Annotated in this window: 17 protein-coding genes; 6 read left to right on the top strand and 11 right to left on the bottom strand. The window is 60.3% G+C overall.

Annotated elements, in window-relative coordinates; translation table 11 throughout:
- Positions 1-135 precede the first annotated feature (135 nt).
- Positions 136-1854: a bifunctional isocitrate dehydrogenase kinase/phosphatase gene (aceK, locus tag B0D71_RS10045; RefSeq protein ID WP_103394622.1), complete on the bottom strand. Its 1719-nt coding sequence runs from the start codon at positions 1852-1854 to the stop codon at positions 136-138.
- Positions 1855-2013: 159 nt separating this feature from the next.
- On the opposite strand from aceK, the gene B0D71_RS10040 reads away from it, so the two are divergent.
- A complete protein-coding gene (locus B0D71_RS10040; protein ID WP_103394621.1) occupies positions 2014-2922 on the top strand; it encodes a DMT family transporter in 909 nt (302 codons plus the stop codon).
- A 106-nt stretch (positions 2923-3028) separates the two neighbouring features.
- On the opposite strand, the gene B0D71_RS10035 is transcribed toward B0D71_RS10040, so the two are convergent.
- From B0D71_RS10035 to B0D71_RS10005, 7 genes are all read right to left on the bottom strand, one after another.
- Entirely contained in the window at positions 3029-4609 is a 1581-nt protein-coding gene (locus tag B0D71_RS10035) for an aldehyde dehydrogenase (NADP(+)) (protein WP_103394620.1), read from the bottom strand.
- Between the two features lie 58 nt (positions 4610-4667).
- On the bottom strand, positions 4668-5663 hold the full coding sequence (gene araD1 / locus B0D71_RS10030; protein ID WP_103394619.1) for an AraD1 family protein: 996 nt from the start codon (positions 5661-5663) through the stop codon (positions 4668-4670).
- A 53-nt stretch (positions 5664-5716) separates the two neighbouring features.
- On the bottom strand, positions 5717-6892 hold the full coding sequence (locus tag B0D71_RS10025) for an L-rhamnonate dehydratase (RefSeq protein WP_007972458.1): 1176 nt from the start codon (positions 6890-6892) through the stop codon (positions 5717-5719).
- Positions 6893-6925: 33 nt separating this feature from the next.
- A complete protein-coding gene (locus tag B0D71_RS10020; RefSeq protein ID WP_103394618.1) occupies positions 6926-8251 on the bottom strand; it encodes an MFS transporter in 1326 nt (441 codons plus the stop codon).
- A 340-nt stretch (positions 8252-8591) separates the two neighbouring features.
- On the bottom strand, positions 8592-9596 hold the full coding sequence (locus B0D71_RS10015; RefSeq protein ID WP_103394617.1) for a 4-hydroxythreonine-4-phosphate dehydrogenase PdxA: 1005 nt from the start codon (positions 9594-9596) through the stop codon (positions 8592-8594).
- Positions 9593-10549, bottom strand: a complete 957-nt coding sequence (locus B0D71_RS10010; RefSeq protein WP_103394616.1) for an amidohydrolase family protein — start codon at positions 10547-10549, stop codon at positions 9593-9595. Before B0D71_RS10010 ends, B0D71_RS10015 begins: the two co-directional genes overlap by 4 nt.
- Positions 10542-11882 carry an MFS transporter gene (locus tag B0D71_RS10005; protein WP_103394615.1) on the bottom strand — a complete coding sequence of 447 codons (1341 nt, stop codon included), beginning with the start codon at positions 11880-11882 and terminating at the stop codon, positions 10542-10544. Before B0D71_RS10005 ends, B0D71_RS10010 begins: the two co-directional genes overlap by 8 nt.
- A 541-nt stretch (positions 11883-12423) precedes the next feature.
- On the opposite strand from B0D71_RS10005, the gene B0D71_RS10000 reads away from it, so the two are divergent.
- The 4 genes from B0D71_RS10000 (at position 12424) to B0D71_RS09985 (ending at position 16575) form a co-directional block, all read left to right on the top strand.
- Positions 12424-13437, top strand: a complete 1014-nt coding sequence (locus tag B0D71_RS10000) for a Bug family tripartite tricarboxylate transporter substrate binding protein (RefSeq protein ID WP_103394614.1) — start codon at positions 12424-12426, stop codon at positions 13435-13437.
- A 52-nt stretch (positions 13438-13489) separates the two neighbouring features.
- On the top strand, positions 13490-14023 hold the full coding sequence (locus B0D71_RS09995; RefSeq protein ID WP_103394613.1) for a tripartite tricarboxylate transporter TctB family protein: 534 nt from the start codon (positions 13490-13492) through the stop codon (positions 14021-14023).
- Positions 14020-15549 carry a tripartite tricarboxylate transporter permease gene (locus tag B0D71_RS09990; protein ID WP_103394612.1) on the top strand — a complete coding sequence of 510 codons (1530 nt, stop codon included), beginning with the start codon at positions 14020-14022 and terminating at the stop codon, positions 15547-15549. The genes B0D71_RS09995 and B0D71_RS09990 overlap by 4 nt, the downstream gene beginning before the upstream one ends.
- A gap of 69 nt (positions 15550-15618) precedes the next feature.
- Positions 15619-16575, top strand: a complete 957-nt coding sequence (locus B0D71_RS09985) for a LysR family transcriptional regulator (RefSeq protein ID WP_103394611.1) — start codon at positions 15619-15621, stop codon at positions 16573-16575.
- Positions 16576-16611: 36 nt separating this feature from the next.
- Here the strand turns inward: B0D71_RS09985 and B0D71_RS09980 are convergent, their stop codons facing one another.
- The 3 genes from B0D71_RS09980 to cysK all read right to left on the bottom strand — a co-directional run bounded on the left by B0D71_RS09980 (position 16612) and on the right by cysK (position 20129).
- Entirely contained in the window at positions 16612-17475 is an 864-nt protein-coding gene (locus B0D71_RS09980; RefSeq protein ID WP_103394610.1) for a DMT family transporter, read from the bottom strand.
- Positions 17476-17950: 475 nt separating this feature from the next.
- Positions 17951-18889 carry an aspartyl/asparaginyl beta-hydroxylase domain-containing protein gene (locus B0D71_RS09975; protein WP_103394609.1) on the bottom strand — a complete coding sequence of 313 codons (939 nt, stop codon included), beginning with the start codon at positions 18887-18889 and terminating at the stop codon, positions 17951-17953.
- 265 nt (positions 18890-19154) lie between these two features.
- The gene (cysK, locus tag B0D71_RS09970) at positions 19155-20129 is read right to left on the bottom strand and encodes a cysteine synthase A (protein WP_103394608.1); all 975 of its coding nucleotides are present in this window, start codon (positions 20127-20129) and stop codon (positions 19155-19157) included.
- A gap of 99 nt (positions 20130-20228) precedes the next feature.
- Between cysK and B0D71_RS09965 the strand changes: the two genes are divergently transcribed.
- Positions 20229-21335: a DUF748 domain-containing protein gene (locus tag B0D71_RS09965; protein WP_476705381.1), complete on the top strand. Its 1107-nt coding sequence runs from the start codon at positions 20229-20231 to the stop codon at positions 21333-21335.
- The last annotated feature ends 65 nt before the right edge of the window (positions 21336-21400 follow it).

The raw sequence follows: 21400 nt of genomic DNA, 5'->3' as shown, positions 1-21400 counted from the left end.
AGGATGAACGAGATCCCTTGTAGGAGCGAGCTTGCTCGCGATGAACTCAAGAACGCCATGGGGTGTCAGGTTTCCCGCATCACCGTTAACGACCATCGCGAGCAAGCTCGCTCCTACAGGGGATGCGAACCGGGGCTATTCGTTGTCGAGACCCTTGCGCCGATACGGAAACACATCAATCACCTTCCCCGCCCGAATCGCTTCCTGCAGGCTTTTCCAGTAATCGGCGTTGTACAACTCGCCATGCAGCTGATCGAACAGCTTGCGCTGCCCGAAATCGGCAAACAGGAACGGCGGAAACTCTTCCGGGAACACGTCAAGCGGCCCGATCGAATACCAGGGTTCAGAAGCCATTTCGTCCTCCGGGGTACGCGGTTGCGGGATGTGGCGGAAGTTGGCTTCGGTGAGGAAGCAGATTTCGTCGTAATCGTAGAACACCACGCGACCGTGACGGGTGACGCCGAAGTTCTTCAGCAGCATGTCGCCGGGAAAGATGTTGGCCGCCGCCAGTTGCTTGATCGCCAGGCCGTAATCTTCCAGGGCTTCGCGCACCTGCGCCTCGTTGGCGTTCTCCAGGTACAGGTTAAGCGGGGTCATGCGCCGTTCGGTCCAGCAGTGGCGGATCAACACCGTGTCGCCTTCCACCGAGACCGTGGACGGTGCAACTTCCAGCAGCTCCTCCAGGCATGCCGGATCGAACTTGCTCAAAGGAAAACGGAAGTCGGCGAATTCCTGGGTATCGGCCATGCGCCCGACGCGGTCGACGCTTTTCACCAAGCGGTACTTCTCGATCACCGTGGCGCGGTCGACGTTTTTCGACGGCGAGAAACGGTCCTTGATGATTTTGAACACGGTGTTGAAACCCGGCAGTGTGAACACGCTCATGACCATGCCGCGCACACCGGGGGCCATGATGAACTGGTCGTCGGTGTTGGCCAGGTGATTGATAAGCGCGCGGTAGAACTCCGACTTGCCGTGCTTGTAGAAACCGATCGAGGTGTACAGCTCAGCAATGTGCTTGCCCGGCAGGATACGCCGCAGGAAGCCGATGAACTCCGCCGGCACCGGCACATCCACCATGAAATACGAACGGGTGAAGGAGAAGATGATCGACACGTCTGCTTCGTCGGTGATCAGCGCATCGATCTGGATGCCGCGACCTTCGAGGTGCAACAGCGGAATCGCCAGCGGCCATTGCTCATCGGCGGTGTAGATGCGCCCCACCAGGTAGGCGCCCTTGTTACGGTAGAGCACCGAGGAAAACAGTTCGACGCTCAGCTGCGGGTCCTTGCATACCCAGTCCGGCAGGTTCTCGCGCAGTTGCGCTTCGAGGCGCGTCAGGTCGCCGGACAGGTCGGCGTAGTCCTCACTGAAGCGGTAGTCGGCGAAGATGCTCGCCAGCATGGCCGACAATTGGCCTTGTGGCTTGTAGGTCCGGGTTTGCGCGGCCCGGGCACGGCGCAGGCTCGGCCGGGTGGTGTGGATGAACATGCAGCCGTCGCTGATCAGGTCGTGGCTGAACAGCCCGCAGAAGATCGAGTTGTACCAGGTCTCGGACAATTCATCGTCAAAGCGCAGGTCGATCAGGCTGATGTAGGCGCTTTTGACCAGCGGCCAGCAGCTGACGTCCAGCGTGTCGGCATCGAACGCGGTGCGCAGTCGCTCCACCGTTTCAGCGACTTTGTCTTCGTACAGATTGATCCGCGCCGCCGACGCCGATTGCGTCTCTTGCCACCTGGCCTGTTCGAAGCGAGCCCGGGCGCCGTCGGTGATCTGGCGAAAATGCTCGCGGTAATCGTCAAAGCCATCGAGGATCAAGCGGGCGATGTCGGCGGCTGGCCATTGCTGCGGCATGGTGAGACCTCTGCGGGAATTCGGAAGCCCTGAGCTTAGCCAGTGAACCGGGTGCAGGAGAAGCGTAATTTTCCGGGTGAATTGAATGCCCGGTTTTCGGTTGCCATCGATCACACACTCAGCAACACTTTCGCCCCTCCATCAAGGAAGGACCGCGCTGTGAACCCCGTCGATATTTTCCGTTTACTGTCCCTGGCGGCCATTTGGGGAGCGAGTTTCCTGTTCATGCGCATCATCGCCCCGGTGATTGGCAGCATTCCTACCGCTTTTTTCCGTGTATCGATTGCCGCTGCCGGACTGCTGGTGATTCTTGGGCTGATGCGCATGAGTTGGGACTTCAAGGGCAAACTCAAAACCGTGATGCTGCTCGGCGTGATCAACTCCGGGATTCCGGCGACGCTCTATTCGGTGGCCGCGCAGGTGCTTCCTGCCGGTTATTCGTCGATTTTCAATGCCACAACACCCTTGATGGGTGTGCTGATCGGCGGCCTGTTTTTCCATGAAAGGCTCACTGGCGCCAAGCTCGGCGGCGTATTCCTGGGGCTGTTTGGCGTGGGGGTGCTGACCCGTGCCGGTCCGGTGGCGTTCGATATGGAACTGCTGATGGGTGCCGTTGCCTGCCTGCTTGCGACCACTTGCTACGGCTTTGCCGGTTTTCTCGCACGGCGCTGGCTCGACCAGGCCGGTGGCCTCGACAGCCGTTTATCGGCACTGGGCAGCATGCTCGGCGCGACGTTGTTCCTGCTGCCGCTGTTCGGCTACAGCGTGATCAGCCAACCACCCGCGAACTGGGGCGGCTGGAGCGTGTGGCTGTCGTTGCTGGGGTTGGGTCTGGGATGCACGGCGTTTGCGTACATTATTTACTTCCGGCTCCTGAGCTCCATTGGCCCGGTGAAATCGATGACCACGACCTTCTTGATCCCGCTGTTCGGTGTGTTGTGGGGGGCGCTGTTTCTCGATGAGCCATTGTCGATGGCGCATGTCTATGGCGGGATGTTGATTGCGCTGGCGTTGTGGTTGGTGTTGAAGCCGGCAGTGGTGAAGGTGGCTGAGGTGACTGCCAAGTAATTCGGTGGTGTTGCTGATGGCGCCATCGCTGGCAAGCCAGCTCCTACAAGGGCCTGCTTACAACCCTGTAGGAGCTGGCTTGCCAGCGAAAGCGGTCGCTCAGGCACTATAAAGCTGACTGAGTGAGCTCCCCATCCACCAACCGCCGAATCCCCAGCGGATTGCCGTTCTGCAACGCCTCGGGCAGCAACGCATCCGGATAGTTCTGGAAGCACACCGGCCGCAGGAAGCGATCGATCGCCAGGGTGCCCACCGAGGTGCCCCGCGAGTCAGACGTCGCCGGATACGGCCCGCCATGCACCATGGCCTCGCAGACTTCGACCCCGGTCGGATAGCCATTGAGCAAGATCCTTCCGACCTTCTCCTGGAGCAATTCAGCCAGCCAGCGGTACTCCAGCAACTCTTCGGCCTCGCCGATCAACGTCGCCGTCAATTGCCCACGCAGGCCATGCAGCGCCGCCGCCAACTGCGTCCGATCCTCGACCTCAATGACAATGGTGGTCGGCCCGAACACTTCCTCCTGCAACAACTCATCGCCCTTGAGCAACAGGCTGACATCGGCCTTGAACACCTGCGGTTGCGCCTGATTGCCTTGTTGTGGCCGGCCCGCCAGATGGGTCAGGCCCGGATGCTCGTGCAGTTCGCCAAGGCCCCGGCTGTAGCTGACCAGCGCGCCGGCGTTGAGCATGGTTTGCGCCGGTTGCTGGTTCATGTGGGCGCAGAATGTCTCAAGGAAAGAACTGAACTGCGGCGAGCGCACACCAATGACCAAACCCGGATTGGTGCAGAACTGGCCACAGCCCAGGGTTACCGAACCGGCCAATTGCGCCGCGATCTGCTCGCCACGCACCTTGAGGGCTTCGGGCAGCAGGAACACCGGGTTGATGCTCGACATCTCGGCGAACACCGGGATCGGCTGCGCCCGGTTAGCCGCCATGTGGCTCAGGGCATTGCCGCCTTTGAGTGAGCCGGTGAAGCCGAGCGCCTGAATCGCCGGATGCTTGACCAGCCATTCGCCGACACCGCCGCCATAAATCATGTTGAACACACCGGCCGGCATGCCGGTTTTTTCTGCGCCGCGGATGATCGCATCAGCCACCCACTCCGCGGTTGCCATGTGCCCGCTGTGGGCCTTGAACACCACCGGACAACCGGCGGCCAGTGCCGAAGCGGTATCGCCGCCGGCTGTGGAAAACGCCAGCGGGAAGTTACTGGCGCCGAACACGGCAACCGGTCCCAGGCCGATGCGGTACTGACGCAGATCCGGACGTGGCAACGGCTGCCGATCCGGCAATGCGCGGTCGATGCGCGCACCATGGAAATCACCGCGACGCAGCACCTTGGCGAACAGGCGCAACTGGCCGCTGGTGCGTGCGCGCTCACCTTGAATACGCCCGGCCGGCAACGCTGTTTCGCGGCATACGGTGGCGACGAACTCATCGCCCAGTCCATCGATTTCATCGGCGATGGCATCGAGAAACCGCGCACGTTGTTCCGCGCTCAGGTTGCGGTAGATAGGGTATGCCGCAGCCGCTGCTATCGCGGCAGCGTTCACTTCAGCTTCGCTGGCCTGAATAAAGGTTCCGGGCAACGGCTCGCCGGTGGTGGCGTCGAGGCTTTGCAGTTGCAGCGTGCCGTTGGCGCTGCGGCGGCCGCCGATGTAGTTGTGTCCGAGAAGTGTGGTCATGTGGGATTCCTTGATCGATTGCAGACCTGTAGGAGCCGGCAGCCGGCTCCTACAGGGGTCAGAGTGTGCGCACCTGACCGATGCCCAGCGGCTGGACGCTTTCGCCGATGCCGTTGATCAAAGGCGCACCGAACTCATCGAGGCTGATCTGGAAGCGATCCCCCGATTGGGTTTTCACCCCGTCGGCAAACGACAGGGTGGCGGTGCCGAAGTAATGCACGTGCACATCGCCGGGACGCAAAAACTGCGCGTACTTGAAGTGATGGAATTCCAGATTGGCCAGGCTGTGGCACATGTTGTCTTCGCCGCTGAGGAATTCTTTTTCCCAGATGGTATGGCCGTCGCGCTTGATACGGCTGGTGCCGACCAGATGCCTGGGCAAATCGCCAACGCGTAGTTCCGGGCCATAGGAACAGCAGCGCAACTTCGAATGGGCGAGGTACAGGTAGTTGCGCCGTTCCATGACGTGGTCGGAGAACTCGTTGCCCAGGGCGAAACCGATGCGGTACGGCTGGCCATCATCGCCAATCACATACAAGCCGGTGAGTTCCGGCTCTTCACCGGCGTCTTCGGCGAATGGCGGCACCGGGAAATCCGCACCGGGGCGCACGACGATGCTGCCGTCGCCCTTGTAGAACCACTCCGGTTGCGCGCCGACCTGCCCTGCCGCCGGTTTGCCGCCCTCCAGCCCCCACTTGAACATGCGCATGGTGTCGGTCATGCCAGCTTCGACGGCGCCGTCGTGCTGATGCATTTTGTCCCGCGTCGCCGCACTGCCCAAATGGGTCAGACCGGTGCCGCTGATCAGGCAATGGGCCGGGTCCTCGTGGTCCAGTGGCGGCAGGACCTTGCGCTGCTGCAACAGTGTCGCGTAATCCGGACCGGGCTCGGTGCCGCGCTGGGCGATCTCTTCTTGCAGACTGCGCTGGGCACGAATGGCGGCCAGCGCCAGTTCACGTGTGCTGCGGGTATCACGCAACACCTGGACCTGAGCCCCTTCAACCAAGCCGACCTGGCGTTGTCCGTCGGTGTTTTCAAACTGAATCAGGCGCATGTCGGCCCTCCAAAAAGTCGTGGTGGGCGCCGCCTGAGAGCGACGCCGGACGGTCACTCGATGATGTTGAAATCGCTCAGGTACTCATCGGAGATTTCCAGACCCAGCCCCGGTTTGTTGTCGTCGAGCTGGATGTAGCCGTTGACCGGTTGCGGCTCACCCTTGAACACGTAGTAGAAGAGTTCGTTGCCGACTTCGACGTCGAACACCGGGAAGAACTCGGCCATCGGCGAGGCCGTGGTGGACATGGTCAGGTGGTAGTTGTGCATCTGCCCGGCGTGCGGGATGACCGGCACCGACCAGGCTTCGGCCATGGCGTTGATCTTGCGCGCGGCGGTGATACCGCCGACGCGGTTGGTGTCGTACTGAATCACGTCGACGGCACGGCGTTCCAGCAGGTCCTTGAAGCCGTAGGAGGTGAACTCGTGCTCGCCGCCGGAGATCGGCATGATCCCCATCTTCTTCAGCTCGATGTAGCCTTCGATGTCATCGGCGATCACCGGTTCTTCGAGCCAGCGCGGTTCGAACTCGGCCAATTTCGGCAACATGCGGCGCGCATATTCGAGGGTCCAGCCCATGTAGCATTCGAGCATGATGTCGACGTCAGGGCCGGCCAGCTCACGCAGGGCGCGCACTTGTTCGATGTTGCGACGCATGCCTGCCGGGCCGTCTTTTGGGCCATAGCCGAAGCGCATCTTCAGCGCGGTGAAACCCTGGTTCAAGTAGCCCTGGGCCTCTTCGAGGAACAGGTCGAGGTTGTCGTTGGCGTAGAGTTTGGACGCGTAGGTCCAGATCTTTTCCTTGGTGCGGCCGCCCAGCAGCTTGAACACCGGCTTGTTCACCGCTTTGCCCATGATGTCCCAGATCGCGATGTCGATCGCCGAGATCGCCGCCATGCCGATGCCCTTGCGACCCCAGGCGTGGCTCTGGCGGTACATTTTCTGCCAGATGTATTCGTTGTCGAACGGGTCTTCGCCAATGGCGATCGGTGCCAGGTAGGTGTCGATGATTTCCTTGGCCACACGCGGCGCCAGGGCGCAGTTACCGATGCCAACGAGGCCGGTGTCGGTCTCGACTTCTACCACCAGCCAGCCGTGGAAACGGAACGAGCCCATGGCGTCGCCACGTTCGAACAAGATGTCGCTGGCGTTGGTGCAGAAGTGCGCCTGGGGTGGCACGACTTTGCCTTTCCACTCGAAAACGCGGGTACGGATCGCTTTGATTTTCATGAATACAGTTCCTTGCTAACGCTTGGGTAGTGATCAGCCAACCTGAGCTGGTGTGAGCTGCGAGGGGGATTTAGGGGTGTGGGTGGTGCGAAGTCGGGACAGCAGGACGGCGCCGATAATGCCAACCGTGGCCAGGGCGAACATGCCGGCGCGGGGGTCTGCAAAACTGCTTTCCATCACGGTTTTCAGGTTCGGTGCAACGAAGCCGCCGAGGTTGCCGATAGAGTTGATCAGGGCGATCCCGCCCGCCGCGGCGGCACCGCTGAGGTAGCTGGTGGGGATGGTCCAGAACAGCGGTTGCACCGAGACGAAACCGGCAGCGGCGAAGCAGAACGCGAGGACAACCGGCACCATGCTCGTACCCAGCGCGGAGGCGGCGATACCAAGGGCAGCCATGGTCAGCATGCACACGGCGAGGCGACGGTGTTGGCCGGTACGGTCGGCATAGCGAGTGACGAGGCGGGTCACGATCAGCGCGCAGATCCACGGGATTGCGGTGATCAGGCCGACGTTCAGGCCAACATGCCCGTCAAGCAAACCTGCGATACGGGTCGGCAGGTAGAACACCACGCCGTACACGCTCATCTGAATGGTGAAATACGCCAGGCAGAATTGCAGCACCCGAGGGTTGCGCAAGGCACTGAGGAAACCGTGGGGGCTGCTGTGTTTTTTCTGGGCGTCTTCTTCGGCCAGGGCAGTGCCCAGCGCCTGTTTTTCTTCAACGCTCAACCAGGTCGCGTCGCTTGGGCGATTGACCAGGTAGAAGTACGCCGCGATGCCGACTACCGACGCCATCAAACCCTCGACGACGAACAACCACTGCCAGTTGGTCAGGCCGAACACGCCGTGGAATTCCAGCAACCAGCCGGACAACGGGCTGCCCAACACCAGCGCCAGGGGCAGGCCGAAATAGAACAGGCCCAGCGCCTGGCCACGGCTCTGCGCCGGGAACCAGTAGGTGAGGTAAAGGATAATCCCCGGGAAGAACCCGGCTTCGGCCACGCCCAGCAGGAAGCGCAGCACGTAGAAAGTTTCGGCATTGTGCGCAAACATCATCGCCGCCGACACCAGGCCCCAGGTAACCATGATCCGGCACAGCCAGACCTTGGCGCCGAGGCGATGCAGCATGTAATTGCTCGGCACTTCGAAGAACGCGTAACCGATGAAGAAGATGCTCGCGCCGAACGCGAACGCGGCATCGCCCAACCCGGTGTCGGCCTGCAACGCCGCTTTGGCGAAGCCGACGTTGGAGCGATCGATGAACGCCAGGATGTACATCAGGATCAGAAATGGCAGCAGGCGAAGCCGGCTTTTGGAGATAGCGCTGGACAGCGCCAGGGCGGAATCTGGGCGGGTCATATGAGTGTTCCTTTGCTGCCGGTATGTGCCTTGCGGAAGTGACAAGGCGGGCTTTTTGTAGTTGTCATTCGTCTGATCGCAGTGGTCGGGAGTGCCCGGTTGCGTTCATTCGATGGAGCGACTTTAGCCAGCGCAAAGGGTTGCGGATAATCACTTATGCGTATCCGGCGATAACCTGGGGTGATAGGAAAAAGTGTTTACTCGATAGATTGGGTTATCGGGAACTACATAAAACTGTAGGAGCTGGCTTGCCAGCGATAGCAGTCTGACAGTCACTTCAAGGGTGTCTGTCAGTCAGTCATCGCTGGCAAGCCAGCTCCTACAGAGGTGCTGCGTTGTGTCAGTAGCTGTTCGTGCCCATCCGGCACGCAATCTCGAACGCCTGGCGGATCGCACCGGCATTCGCCTTACCCTGCCCCGCGATGTCGAACGCAGTGCCATGGGCCGGGGTGGTGATCGGGATCGGCAGACCGCCCTGCACCGTCACGCCACGGGAAAAACCCATCAGCTTGATCGCGATCTGGCCTTGATCGTGGTACATGGTCACTACCGCGTCGAAGGCACTGGCATCGCCCTGGACCTTGAGGAAAATAGTGTCGGCCGGATACGGCCCGTCCGCCGCGATCCCCAGCGTCTGTGCCGAGCGGACGGCCGGGCCGATGATGTCCAGCTCCTCGCGACCGAACGAGCCGTTGTCGCCGTTGTGCGGATTCAAGCCACACACACCGATTCGTGGTTTCTCCAGACCATTGCGCTTGAGCGCCGTGTCGATCAGTTGAATCGCTTCCACCACCCGTTGCTGGCTGAGCAGGCCGGGTACATCGGCCAGGGCCACATGGGAGGTCACCCGTGAAGTCCAGAGGTTGTCGAGCACGTTGAACTCGCAGAACGGCCCGTGGAAGTCCAGCAGCTCGGCGAACCAGTGCAACTCATCGCTGTGCGCCATGCCGGCCATGTGCAGCGAGGTCTTGTTCAAGGGTCCGAACAGCACCGCATCGGTGATGCCCGCTTCGGTCAGGCGCAGGGCCTTTTCCAGGGTGTCGAGGCTATAGCGCCCGCCGATGACGCTGGCCTCACTGCGCGCAAACTCACCGACGGTGTCGCCACGAAAGTCATAGAACAACGGCGTGTCATCGACGAATGCCAGATGCTCCAGGGACTCGACGCGACGATAGGGAAACTCCATCCCGGCGATGCGCATGCCGCGACGCATTTCCGCTTCGTCGGCGATCAGGATCACGTTGGCCTGCGCGCGTACGTCGGGCTCGCCGAGCAAGCGGGCGATCAGTTCCGGGCCGATGCCCGCCGGGTCGCCAAGGACCATCGCGATGGTGGATTTGCTCATGCTTCACTCCTCAAGGGTTCAGGCCGTGCCCGGTCAATGGCGCAAGGCTCGCAGCGATAGACCCGCTGCGCGTTGCTATAGAAAAGTCGCTCCTGATCGGCCATTGGCAAATCGGCGACGATGGATTTGAAACCGTTGTAGATGTCGTCGAACGAGCCGCACAGGCTGTCCACCGGAAAGTTGCTGGCGAACATCGCTCTGTCGCTGCCGAACATGGCGATCACTTCGCGCACGATCCAGGCGTTGTCCTTGGCGCGCCAGCGCTGGCCGCCCTGCCCCAGGCCGGAAATCTTCACCCGTACGTTCGGCCATTGCGCCAGTCGCGCCATCGCCAGACGCCAGCCCGCCAGGCCTTCGGCACTGCGGTCATTGGGCAAACCGGCATGGTTGAGAATCAGCGTGATGCCGGGAAAGTCCCGGGCCAGGCGTTCGGCCTCGTGCAGGTTCCACCAGGGTGTCTGCAAATCGAAATGCAGGCCCAGCCCTTCGAGCGCGGCATAGCTGCGACGCCAATGCTCATCGCTCATCAAGCTGCGCATGTACCCGACTTGTTGCGGCGTGGCCGGCCCGCCGGGTTTGTGCCGAACGCTGCGCACATGCTTGAAGCGCGCCTGTTCGGTCAGGACATCGATGGCGTCCGGGTGGTCGAGCCAGGCCTGCGCCACAACCGCATTCGGCACGCCGTAACGGGCGGCCAGTTGCTCGATGAAACGGGTTTCGCCAATCGGGTCCTGGGGGTTCCATTCAGTCTCGACGTACACCGTTTGCACGACGTTATGGGAACCGGCATCGGCAAAGTAATCCTCGGGAAAATAGCGGCGCTTGATGGCGCTGTAATCACCGTAGCGAAACGGAACATTGGCTTCGGGGGCGAGCCATGGGTGATCGTTGATCGTTGGGTCCCAGAAGTGATGATGGGCGTCGATGATCGGGCCGTCCCACAACTTAGTCATGACGCACCTCATCCAGGCTGATAAACAACGTGGCTAGAACAAACACCGCCGAGCACACCGCGAAGAACCCGAGCACCGGAGCAAAACCGCCGGCCGCTTGCAGAATCACGCCCACCAGAATTGGCACCGCAATGCCCCCGGTGCTGCCGGCCATGTTCATCACGCCGCCGATCAAACCGACCCGCGCCGGAGCTGCCAGCAGCGCCGGGAAGCTCCAGTAGAGGCTGCCCCACATCAGGAAAAACGCGGTCATGGCCAATAGCGCCACCGCCGCAAAAGGATCGCTCAGGGTCGGCAGCAACAGGAATGCGCCGAGGGCCACCAGACCGGAAAACGCCAGCAGGCTCTTGACCGCCACACCGCGACTGACGCCCTTGCGAATCAAACCATCGCAGAGGAACCCACCGGTCAACGAGCCGAGCGCACCGCAGATGAAAATCACGAAAGTCGCAGCGCCGATGCCCTTGATATCGAAGCCGCGGGCCTGGGCCAGGTAGCTCGGCCCCCAGGTCAGCAAACCGAAATACACCATGGCCCAACTGGCCCGGCCGATCAGCAAACCGCTCAGGGAACGGGCCGCAATGCCCAAGCCCTTGACCGGCATCCGCGCGGCTTCGGCGGCCGGTGTGGCGCGGCCGACGTTGATCTTTTCCAGCTCCGCTTCATTGACCTGCGGATGGCTGGCCGGGTCATCGCGCAGATAACGCCGCGCCAGCCAGGCCAGTACCAGGGTAGCGATACCGGCAATCACGAACGCCAGGCGCCAGGAGTCCAGCGAGGCAATCAGGTAGGCAATGATCAACCCGCCAAGGGCCACGCCCAGCGGGCTGCCGCTGTCCATCAATACCGCACCGCGACTGCGCTCGCTCGGTGCGAGCCACAGGGAAATCAGTTTGCCGCCCGACGGGAACAGCGGGGCTTCGGCAGCGCCCAGTGCAACCCGGGCAAACAACAAGGACAAGCCACCGGTGGCAAACGCCGCCAGCACCTGAAACGTCCCCCACAAGCCGGTGGACCAGCTGATGACCCGATGCGGGCCGAAGCGATCGATCAACCAGCCGCCAGGAATCTGCAACAGCGCGTATGCCCAGAAGAAGCTGCTGAGGATCAGCCCTTGCAGGCTAGGTGACAGGGAAAATTCATGAGCAATGGTCGGCATCGCGATGGACAGCGACACCCGGTCGATCAGGTTGACCATGGTCAACGCGAAGATGATCGCGAAGATCCGCCAACGCACGCTGCTGGCCTTGCAAGTGCCGGCCAGCGGTGTCGCCGCTGCTATTGACTGACCACCTGCGCCAGGCAGATGCAGGGAAGCACTGGGACGAGCCATGGTGCATACCTCGTTTATTATTTTTGTGGGGTGCGGACGGTGATCTGTAGGAGCCGACTTGCTGGCGATTACGGCGCATCAATCAACATTGATGGCGCCTGACACACCGCTATCGCCAGCAAGCCGGCTCCTACAGAGTTCAACCGTTGTGCCGTGTTTGTCACGGAATGTGTGAGCACTATCGAAGGCGCTCTTATAACCGTCTAATCAAAACTTGAAATCAGGCGATAGCCTCGGGTTATGTCATGCCCGGCTTTCAACGACCTTTCATTCTTTACTGTAGGAGCGAGCTTTGCTCGCGATGATCCTCAACGCAAACGCGTGTTTCCTGAATGAACCCAGCGCCCTTGAGTCCATCGCGAGCAAGGCTCGCTCCTACAGAAGTCCTGCTTCGTTTGCCGAGCTATAACCCCAGGCTATCGGTGTATGTATTGTTTTGACTAGACGCGGCGGCGACACCTTCCCACACTCAGGCCAGGCTTGCGGCTTCACAGCGCAGACAAGTCACTCATAACAACTACAAAAACGAGGCTCTTCCATCATGCGAAATGCATTCGTCCGCCGCACATCCCGTCTGTTTCTCGGCTGCACCCTGATCGCCGCCAGCGCCCTCCCCGCTCTCGCCTACGCCTGGCAACCGGACAAGAACGTCGAAATCGTCGTGGCCGGTGGCCCCGGTGGCGGCACTGACCAGCTCGGTCGCCTGATCCAGTCGATCATCACCACCCACAAGCTGCTCGACGTCAACACCATCGTCCTCAACAAGGGCGGCGGCAACGGCGCCGAAGCCTTTCTCGACATGAAGATGAACAAGGGCGATGCCGAGAAACTGGTCATCGCCACCAACAACATTTACCTGTTGCCCCTGGTGTCCAAGCTCGGCTACCAATGGCAGGAGCTGACACCGATTGCCGCCGTGGCCGAGGATGACTTCATTCTCTGGAGCTACAAAGACGCCCCGTGGAAGGACGCCAAAGGCTTCTACGAAGCGGTCAAGGCCGATCCGTCGAACCTGCGCATGGGCGGCAGCCAGTCCAAGGACGTCGACCAGACCCTGACCCTGCTGCTGAACCAGACCACCAACAGCAAACTGGTGTACATCCCGTTCAAAAGCGGCAGCGAAGCCGCGACCCAACTGGCCGGCAAGCACATCGCCGCCAACGTCAACAACCCCAGCGAAAGCATCAGCCAATGGCGTGGCGATCAGGTCGAGCCGCTCTGCGTCTTCAGTAAAGAACGCATGGCCTACACTGAAAAAGTCGCCGGCGATAAATCCTGGGCCGATGTTCCGACCTGCCACGAACAAGGTCTTGGCATCGATCAGTACCGCTTCCCGCGCACCGTATTCATGCCCGGAGACATCAGCGCCGAACAGCGGGCGTTTTATGTCGAGCTGATGCGCAAAGTCACCCAGACCGATGAGTTCAAGGCCTACGTGAAGCAGAACGCGCTAGTGCCGACCTTCCTCGAAGGCGAGCCGCTGACCGCCTACATCGAAAAAGACACCGCCCGCGTCACCCCGGTATTCAAAGAAGCCGGCTGGTTGAAAAACTGAGTTGTCGCGGCCGCTCGCCTGCGGGCGGTCGTCATCTGCTGGAGGTGTTTTCATGTCCCATTCTTCGGATTCACCGACTCTGGTCGGCACCCGTTGGGTCGAACTCGGCCTGGCGTTGTTCACCACCCTGATCGGCGCCGTGGTGATGTTCGGCAGTGTCGAACAAGGCATCGGCTGGGGGGACGCCGGCCCCGAGCCGGGTTACTTCCCCTTTTACATCGGCCTGATGCTGAGCGCCGCGAGCATCGCCAACGGCGTGCTGACCCTGGTGCGCTGGAAAGTATTGAGCGTCGCCTTCGTCAGTCGCAGTGCTTTCAAACAAGTGATGTCGGTGTTCGTGCCGATTGCGCTGTTCGTCGGCGCCATGCCGTTTACCGGCATTTACATCGCTTCGGCGGCGTTCATCGCCTGGTTCATGTGGCGTGACAAGGTCCGCGCCAAGCCTTACGGCAAATGGATGATCGGCAGCGTGTCCCTTGGCGCGGTGCTGGCCAGTTACCTGATTTTCGCGCTGTGGTTCAAAGTGCCGCTGGATGCCGGCCCGATGGGCGACTGGATTGCCCTGGCCGGGAGAAATTTCAAATGAGCGAGTTCGATTCCCTGCTGCAAGGCATGAACCTGATCCTCACGCCGGGCCATATCGGCCTGATGGTGATCGGCGTGCTGCTGGGCATTCTGGTCGGCGTATTGCCCGGTCTCGGTGCCCCCAATGGGGTGGCGTTGCTGCTGCCGCTGACGTTCACCATGTCGCCGGTGTCGGCGATCATCCTGTTGTCATGCATGTATTGGGGCGCGCTGTTCGGCGGCTCGATCACCTCGATTCTGTTCAACATCCCCGGTGAACCCTCATCGGTGGCAACCACCTTCGACGGTTACCCGATGGCCCGCGAAGGCCGCGCCGCCGAAGCCCTGACTGCCGCCTTCAGCTCAGCGCTGATCGGCGCCTTGTGCGGTGTGTTGCTGCTGACGTTTCTGTCGACCCGGATTGCCGAGTTCGCCATGTCCTTCAGTTCACCGGAGTTCTTCGCGGTGTACCTGTTGGCGTTCTGCACTTTCATTGGCATGAGCAAGAACCCACCACTGAAAACCGTGGTGGCGATGATGATCGGTTTCGCCATGGCCGCCGTCGGCATGGACACCGTGTCCGGCAACCTGCGTCTGACTTTCGACCAGCCGATCCTGATGACCGGTATCAGCTTCGAAGTGGCGGTGATCGGCCTGTTTGGCATCGGTGAAATTCTCTGCACCGTCGAAGAAGGTTTGGTATTCCGTGGCGAGCATGCGCGGATCACGCCGATGGTGATTTTGCGCACGTGGGCCAAATTGCCGCGCTACTGGTGGACGATTGTGCGCAGCACTCTGGTCGGTTGCTGGATGGGTATTACGCCTGGCGGCCCGACAGCCGCCTCGTTCATGAGCTACAGCCTGGCGCGACGTTTCTCGAAAAATCGCGACAACTTCGGCAAGGGTGAAATCGAAGGCGTGATCGCACCAGAGACTGCCGACCACGCGGCCGGCACCAGTGCCCTGCTGCCGATGCTGACCCTGGGTATTCCCGGTTCGGCGACCGCTGCGGTGATGCTCGGCGGCTTGATGATCTGGGGCCTGCACCCGGGGCCGACGCTGTTCGTCGAGCAACACGATTTTGTCTGGGGCCTGATCGCCAGCATGTACCTGGGTAACGTGGTCAGCCTGATCGTGGTGCTGGCCACTGTGCCGCTGTTTGCCTCGATCCTGCGCATCCCGTTCTCGATCATCGCGCCAATCATCATCATGGTCTGCGCCATCGGTGCCTACTCAGTGCACAACTCGTTCTTCGACGTGGTGCTGATGCTGGGCTTCGGTGCGTTGGGTTATCTGTTCAAGAAACTCGGCTACCCGATTGCGCCGCTGGTGTTGGCGGCGGTGCTGGGTGACAAGGCAGAAGATGCCTTCCGCCAGTCCATGCTGTTCTCCGACGGGCACCTGGGGATCTTCTGGTCCAACCCGTTGGTGGGCAGCCTGACCACGGCGGCGCTGCTGATGCTGTTCTGGCCGTTGATTTCCAAAGCGCTACAAACCCTGATCGGCCTGCGCAAATCCCACGTCGCCAAACCAAAATCGGTGCTGTGACACAGCAATGCTGGCAACGCCTGACATTTGTTGTCAGGCTTGCCGCAGTCTTTCTTGCGAGTCGAGCCCATGACCCGAACTCCTGATGTTCGAATTCCAGAAGCTAACGTGATCCACAGTCGACTGCGCCTGCGCCAACTGCGGCTGATGTTGGCATTGCAGGAGTTCGGCTCGCTGCGCCGCGCCGCCGACCACATCGGCATGACCCAGCCTGCCGCGACCAAAATGCTCCATGAAGCCGAAGACCTGTTGGGCGTCGAACTGTTCGAACGTCTGCCCCGGGGCATGCGCTCCACGCCGTTCGGGGAAACGGTCATTTACTACGCGCGCATGGTGTTCGCCGAACTCAGTGGCATGCGCGAAGAACTGGTCGCGCTCCAATCCGGCAACCTCGGAAGGGTTGCGGTCGGCGCCATTCCGGCACTGGCTTCGGGGCTGCTGACGCGCACCATCGCCACCTTGAAACAAAGCCATCCGCGCTTGTCCATGAGCATTCAGGTCGATACCAGCGATGTGCTGGTGCAGGCGCTTTTACAGGATCAGCTGGATATCGTGCTGGGCCGGATTCCGGCCGGAGCACGGGCCGAAGAGTTGCTGTTCGACAGCCTCGGCGAGGAAGCGCTGTGCGTGATTTCCGGCGCACAGAACCCACTGGCCAAAGCCACGCAGTTGAGTTGGGCAGAGTTGCAGAACATGACCTGGGTACTGCAACAACAGCCCAGCCCGATGCGCGCGATCATCAACCAGGTGTTCCACAACGCGCGGGTCGATATCCCGAGCAGCATCGTCGAAACCACGTCGATCATGACCTTGCTGTCGCTGATCCAGCAGACCGACATGCTCGGCGTCACGCCGCTGTCGGTGGTCGAGGATTATCCGGGTCGGGATTTGCTCGCGGTGCTGCCGATCAAGTTCGAGGCACGGCTACCACCCTATGGGCTTATTACCCGGCGACATCGCATTCAGTCGTCGGCGATGCAGGCGTTCATGAATTCGGTGCGGGCCGAACACGCACTGGCCAAATGAAAAAGGCCCGGAGCATTGCTCCAGGCCTTCTCGGGTTTACGCAGGTTTACGGAAGACGAATGCCAGACCGACGATGATCAACAGCATGCCGAACAGGCTCAACAACGCCAGGCGATTGCCGAAGATCAGATAGTCCATCACTGCCGTAACCGCCGGCACCAGGTAAAACAGACTGGTGACATTCACCAGATTGCCCCGGGCGATCAAGCGGTACAGCAACAGCGTCGCCAGCACCGACACCACCAGCCCCATCCACAGCACCGGCAGGATGAAGCCGCTGCCGTGCTCGTAGTGAAATGGCTGGAAGGGTACGAAAATCCCGCACAACAGCAGTCCGGCCAGATACTGCACCGGCAAGGTGCCGAGGGGATTTTCCGTGATGCGTTTCTGCATGATCGAACCGAACGTCATGCTCGCCAGCGCCAGCAAGCCGAACAGCATCCCGGCCAGCGACATCCCGGCCAGGCCGATGCCCTGATAGACCACCATGATCAACCCGGTCAGGCCCAGGGCCAGTCCGAACAGGCGGCTCCAGGAACGCTGGCGCTCCATCAGCACCACGGTGAGGATCGGCTGCACGCCCATGATGGTCGCCATCACCCCGGGCGTGACTTTAAGGTCGAGGGCCAGCAGATAGAAAATCTGGTAGGCCCCCAACAACACCACGCCGGTGCCCATCGCATACAGCATCGGCTTGCCGCCCTTGGGCAGCTTCAGCTTGAGCAACGGCACCAGCAACACCAGACCGCAAAGCGCGATGACGAAACGAAACATCAGGAAGGCAAAGGGCGACGCGTGGGCCAACCCCCATTTGGAGAAAATCGCCCCGCTGCTCCACAGCAGAACGAACAGGCTCGTGGACGCCGTCGCGAGCGCGGACTTTTTCGAAAGGACAAACATGAATACCACCTGTAGTCAGGCAAAAAGCCAACTCAGCCAAGGCTGAAATTCAGTAGTTTTTTCAGGCGGGTGCTTTTCAGACGTGCATGGAACAGCAGAAAGCAGCTGATCAGCCCGAAATGCCAACGCCTGGCGGTGATACGACTGCGCACACCGGCGTGCTACTGACAGGTGGGGGGTAATGACTGATCTGCCCGGGCTGCTGATTCCCGCACGGCACGACGCCAGCGTTGACCGCTGAATCGACTACCGCGTTGATGAGGGATGCAGGCATTGGGCTGATCTTTGCTCGAGGGATAAAAAGTGAGTTGGAAACTCACTGTGCGCCGACTATAACCAGCGTACGACATGGATTGCAACGACTCGGCAACGACAGTCGGCACAATGCCTGCCTTGTGCGGTTGGAGGAACATTCAGGGATTGCGTGAAGAGCCATAAAAAAACCGCTCACAACGAGCGGTTTTTTTATCCGGCTTCAGCCAAACAACCAATACCCCAACAACGTCAGCACCACCACCGCCAATACCGGGCGCAGCACACGGTACGCCTTGGGATTGCGTCGCTTCCATTGCTTGATCACACCACTGAATTTATCGCTGGAATTCTTGCTCCAGGCGTAGGCCTGGTTGATCCCGCCCACGCGCTCGTCGTCCAGATTCTGAGGTGCCGTGGCACGACCCAGCCAGGCGCTGATGCTGCGATTGATGCGGGTCATGAAGCGATTGCTCAGCGGACGTTCGATATCGCAGAACAGGATGACCCGGGTCATTTGCGTTTCGTTCTTGACCCAGTGCACATAGGTTTCGTCGAACATCACGTCTTCACCATCGCGCCAGGCGTAAACCTGGCCGTCGACAAAGATGCGGCAATCATCGGAATTGGGGGTGGACAGGCCCAGGTGATAGCGCAGGGAGCCGGCAAACGGATCGCGATGCGGGTTGAGGTGGCTGTCGCCCGGCAGCAGCGCGAACATGGCGCCTTTGACGTTGGGAATGCTGCTGACCAGCGCCACGGTTCTCGGGCACAGGGCTTCGGCAGAAGGCAGTGGTTTGTCGTACCACTTGAGATAGAAACGCTTCCAACCTTTCTTGAAGAACGAACCAAAACCGGCGTCGTTGTTCTTTGCCGCTGCGCGGATATACCCCTCGTCGAACAAATGCATCGCTTCGTCGCGAATCACCTCCCAGTTGTCCCTGAGTACATCCAGTTCCGGGAACTTACTGCGATCCAGATACGGTTTCGAAGGCACACCGGAAAACAGGTACATCAAGGCGTTATAGGGTGCGAACAGTGCCGAATGATTGACGAACTGGCGCAATACCGGCAGACGCGCCTTGCCACGTAAATGCACATAGAGGGTGCTGCCAAGAAACAGCAACAACAACGAGGCCTTCGCGGCAAACGATAAGGTCATCAACAACTCCTTTGAAGATAAACGATACTGCGCCACGTCCATTGCCCGACGTGGCTGCTGCCATGATAGACACTAGCGACCAGCTGAATAACCTGCATTTTTCAACATTCAATGTTAATGAATGTGCAACAAAGCATTTCTTAACATGAGGAGCCTGAACGCCGGCTGATGCAAATCCATCATCAACCGGAGCAGATCAACAGGTCGCAACCAGCGACAACGCCTCAGCCATCACCGCCAGACACGACTCGCCAATGTCTAGTGTTTACTGCTTGTTCTCCTGCTCGGTAAACAGATCACTGAACAGCATGCTCGACAGATAGCGCTCACCGGAATCAGGCAGGATCACGACGATGGTCTTGCCCTGCATTTCCGGGGTCTCCGCCAGTCGAACAGCCACGGCCATGGCGGCGCCGCAGGAAATCCCGCACAAAATTCCCTCTTCCTGCATCAAGCGCAAGGCCATGGCCTTGGACTCTTCGTCGCTGACCAGCTCCACCCGATCGACAATCGACAAATCGAGGTTCTTCGGCACGAAACCGGCACCGATGCCCTGGATCTTGTGCGGGCTCGGCTTGATCTCTTCACCGGCCAGGGCCTGGGTGATCACCGGCGACACCGCCGGCTCCACCGCCACCGAGAGAATCGGTTTGCCCTGGGTATTCTTGATATACCGTGAAACCCCGGTGATGGTTCCCCCTGTTCCGACGCCTGCTACCAGCACATCGACTGCGCCGTCGGTATCGTTCCAGATTTCCGGGCCGGTGGTTTTTTCGTGGATGGCCGGGTTGGCCGGGTTGTCGAACTGCGCCGGCATGAAGTACTTCGACGGGTCGCTGGCAACAATTTCACCGGCTCTCTCGATAGCGCCTTTCATGCCTTTGGCCGGCTCGGTCAACACCAGTTCGGCACCCAGTGCCTTGAGCACCTTGCGCCGTTCGATGCTCATGGACGCCGGCATGGTCAGCATCAGTTTGTAGCCACGGGCGGCGGCCACGAAAGCCAGGCCAATGCCGGTATTGCCGGAGGTGGGTTCGACGATGGTCATGCCCGGCTTGAGTTTGCCGTTGCTCTCGGCGTCCCAGATCATGTTCGCGCCGATCCGGCACTTGACCGAGTAACCGGGGTTGCGCCCTTCGATCTTGGCCAGGATGGTCACACCACGCGGCGCAATGCGATTGATCTGCACCAGCGGCGTATTGCCGATGGAGTGGGCGTTGTCAGCGAAAATACGGCTCATGGCTGGGTCCTTAACGACAGCATTGAAATAGGGCATCAAGGTAAGCCTCTTGCCCGCAGGCGTCCAGTCAGGTCGAACGTCCGCTGATCAGTGCAGTCAATGGCTTTAGATCGCCAGAGATTTGCCACCATGAAACGTCGATACAGCTGGCCCCTGTGGACCCTCATCGGCCTCGTTGTGCTGCTGATTACGCTACACATCGCTTTGCCCTATCTGGTGCGCAACTACCTTAATGAGAGGCTGGCGGACATGGGGGACTACCGGGGCCAAATCGCCGACGTGGACCTGGCACTGTGGCGCGGCGCCTACAAAATCAACGGACTGAAAATCGTCAAGGTCGATGGCAAGGTTCCGGTACCTTTCGTCAACGCGCCGTTGATCGACCTCTCGGTCAGTTGGCATTCACTGTGGTACGACCACGCGGTGGTGGCCCAGGTGCAGTTCATCCATCCCGAGGTCAACTTCGTCGACGGCGGCGCCAACAAGCAACACTCTCAGACCGGCCAGGGCACCGACTGGCGTGCACAATTGGGCAAGCTGCTGCCCATTACCCTGAACGAAGTACGGATCAGCGATGGCAAGATCAGCTTTCGCAACTTCAACTCCAAACCGCCGGTGAACATGAACGCCACGAAGGTGGACGCCAGCATTTTCAACCTGACCAACGTGGTCGACACCAAGGGCAAGCGCGACGCACGCTTTGAAGGCAAAGCCCTGCTGCTGGGGCACGCTCCACTGGAAACCACGGCCACGTTCGACCCCTTGAGCAACTTCGAGGACTTCGAGTTTCGCTTGCGCGCCAGGGATATCGAGCTCAAGCGCATGAACGACTTCGCCGCGGCCTACGGTAAGTTCGACTTCAATGCCGGACATGGCGACGTGGTGATCGAAGCCAAAGCCGACAAGGCGCGACTGACTGGCTATATCAAGCCGTTGCTGCGCGATGTCGACGTATTCAACTGGCAGCAGGATGTGGAAAACAAGGACAAAGGGCTGTTCCGTTCGATTTGGGAAGCCCTTGTCGGCGGTACCGAGACCGTGTTGAAAAACCAGGGCAAGAACCAGTTTGCGACCCGGGTCGAACTCAAAGGCAACGTACATCAGCAAGATGTCAGCGCGTTCCAGGCTTTTTTGCAGATTTTACGCAACGGTTTCATCCAGGCGTTCAATGCGCGGTATGAACGACCCAAGCCGGATGCCGGCTGAGTCACCGAGTGACGCCCCATTCAGAGACTGAATAAGCCGTCTGCGTTCACAGTCGACCGGGCACC

The organism is Pseudomonas laurylsulfativorans (assembly GCF_002906155.1).
Lineage (GTDB): Bacteria > Pseudomonadota > Gammaproteobacteria > Pseudomonadales > Pseudomonadaceae > Aquipseudomonas > Aquipseudomonas laurylsulfativorans.
The sequence above is the reverse complement of the archived record's forward strand: the minus strand, read 5'-3'. Positions and strand labels throughout refer to the sequence as shown.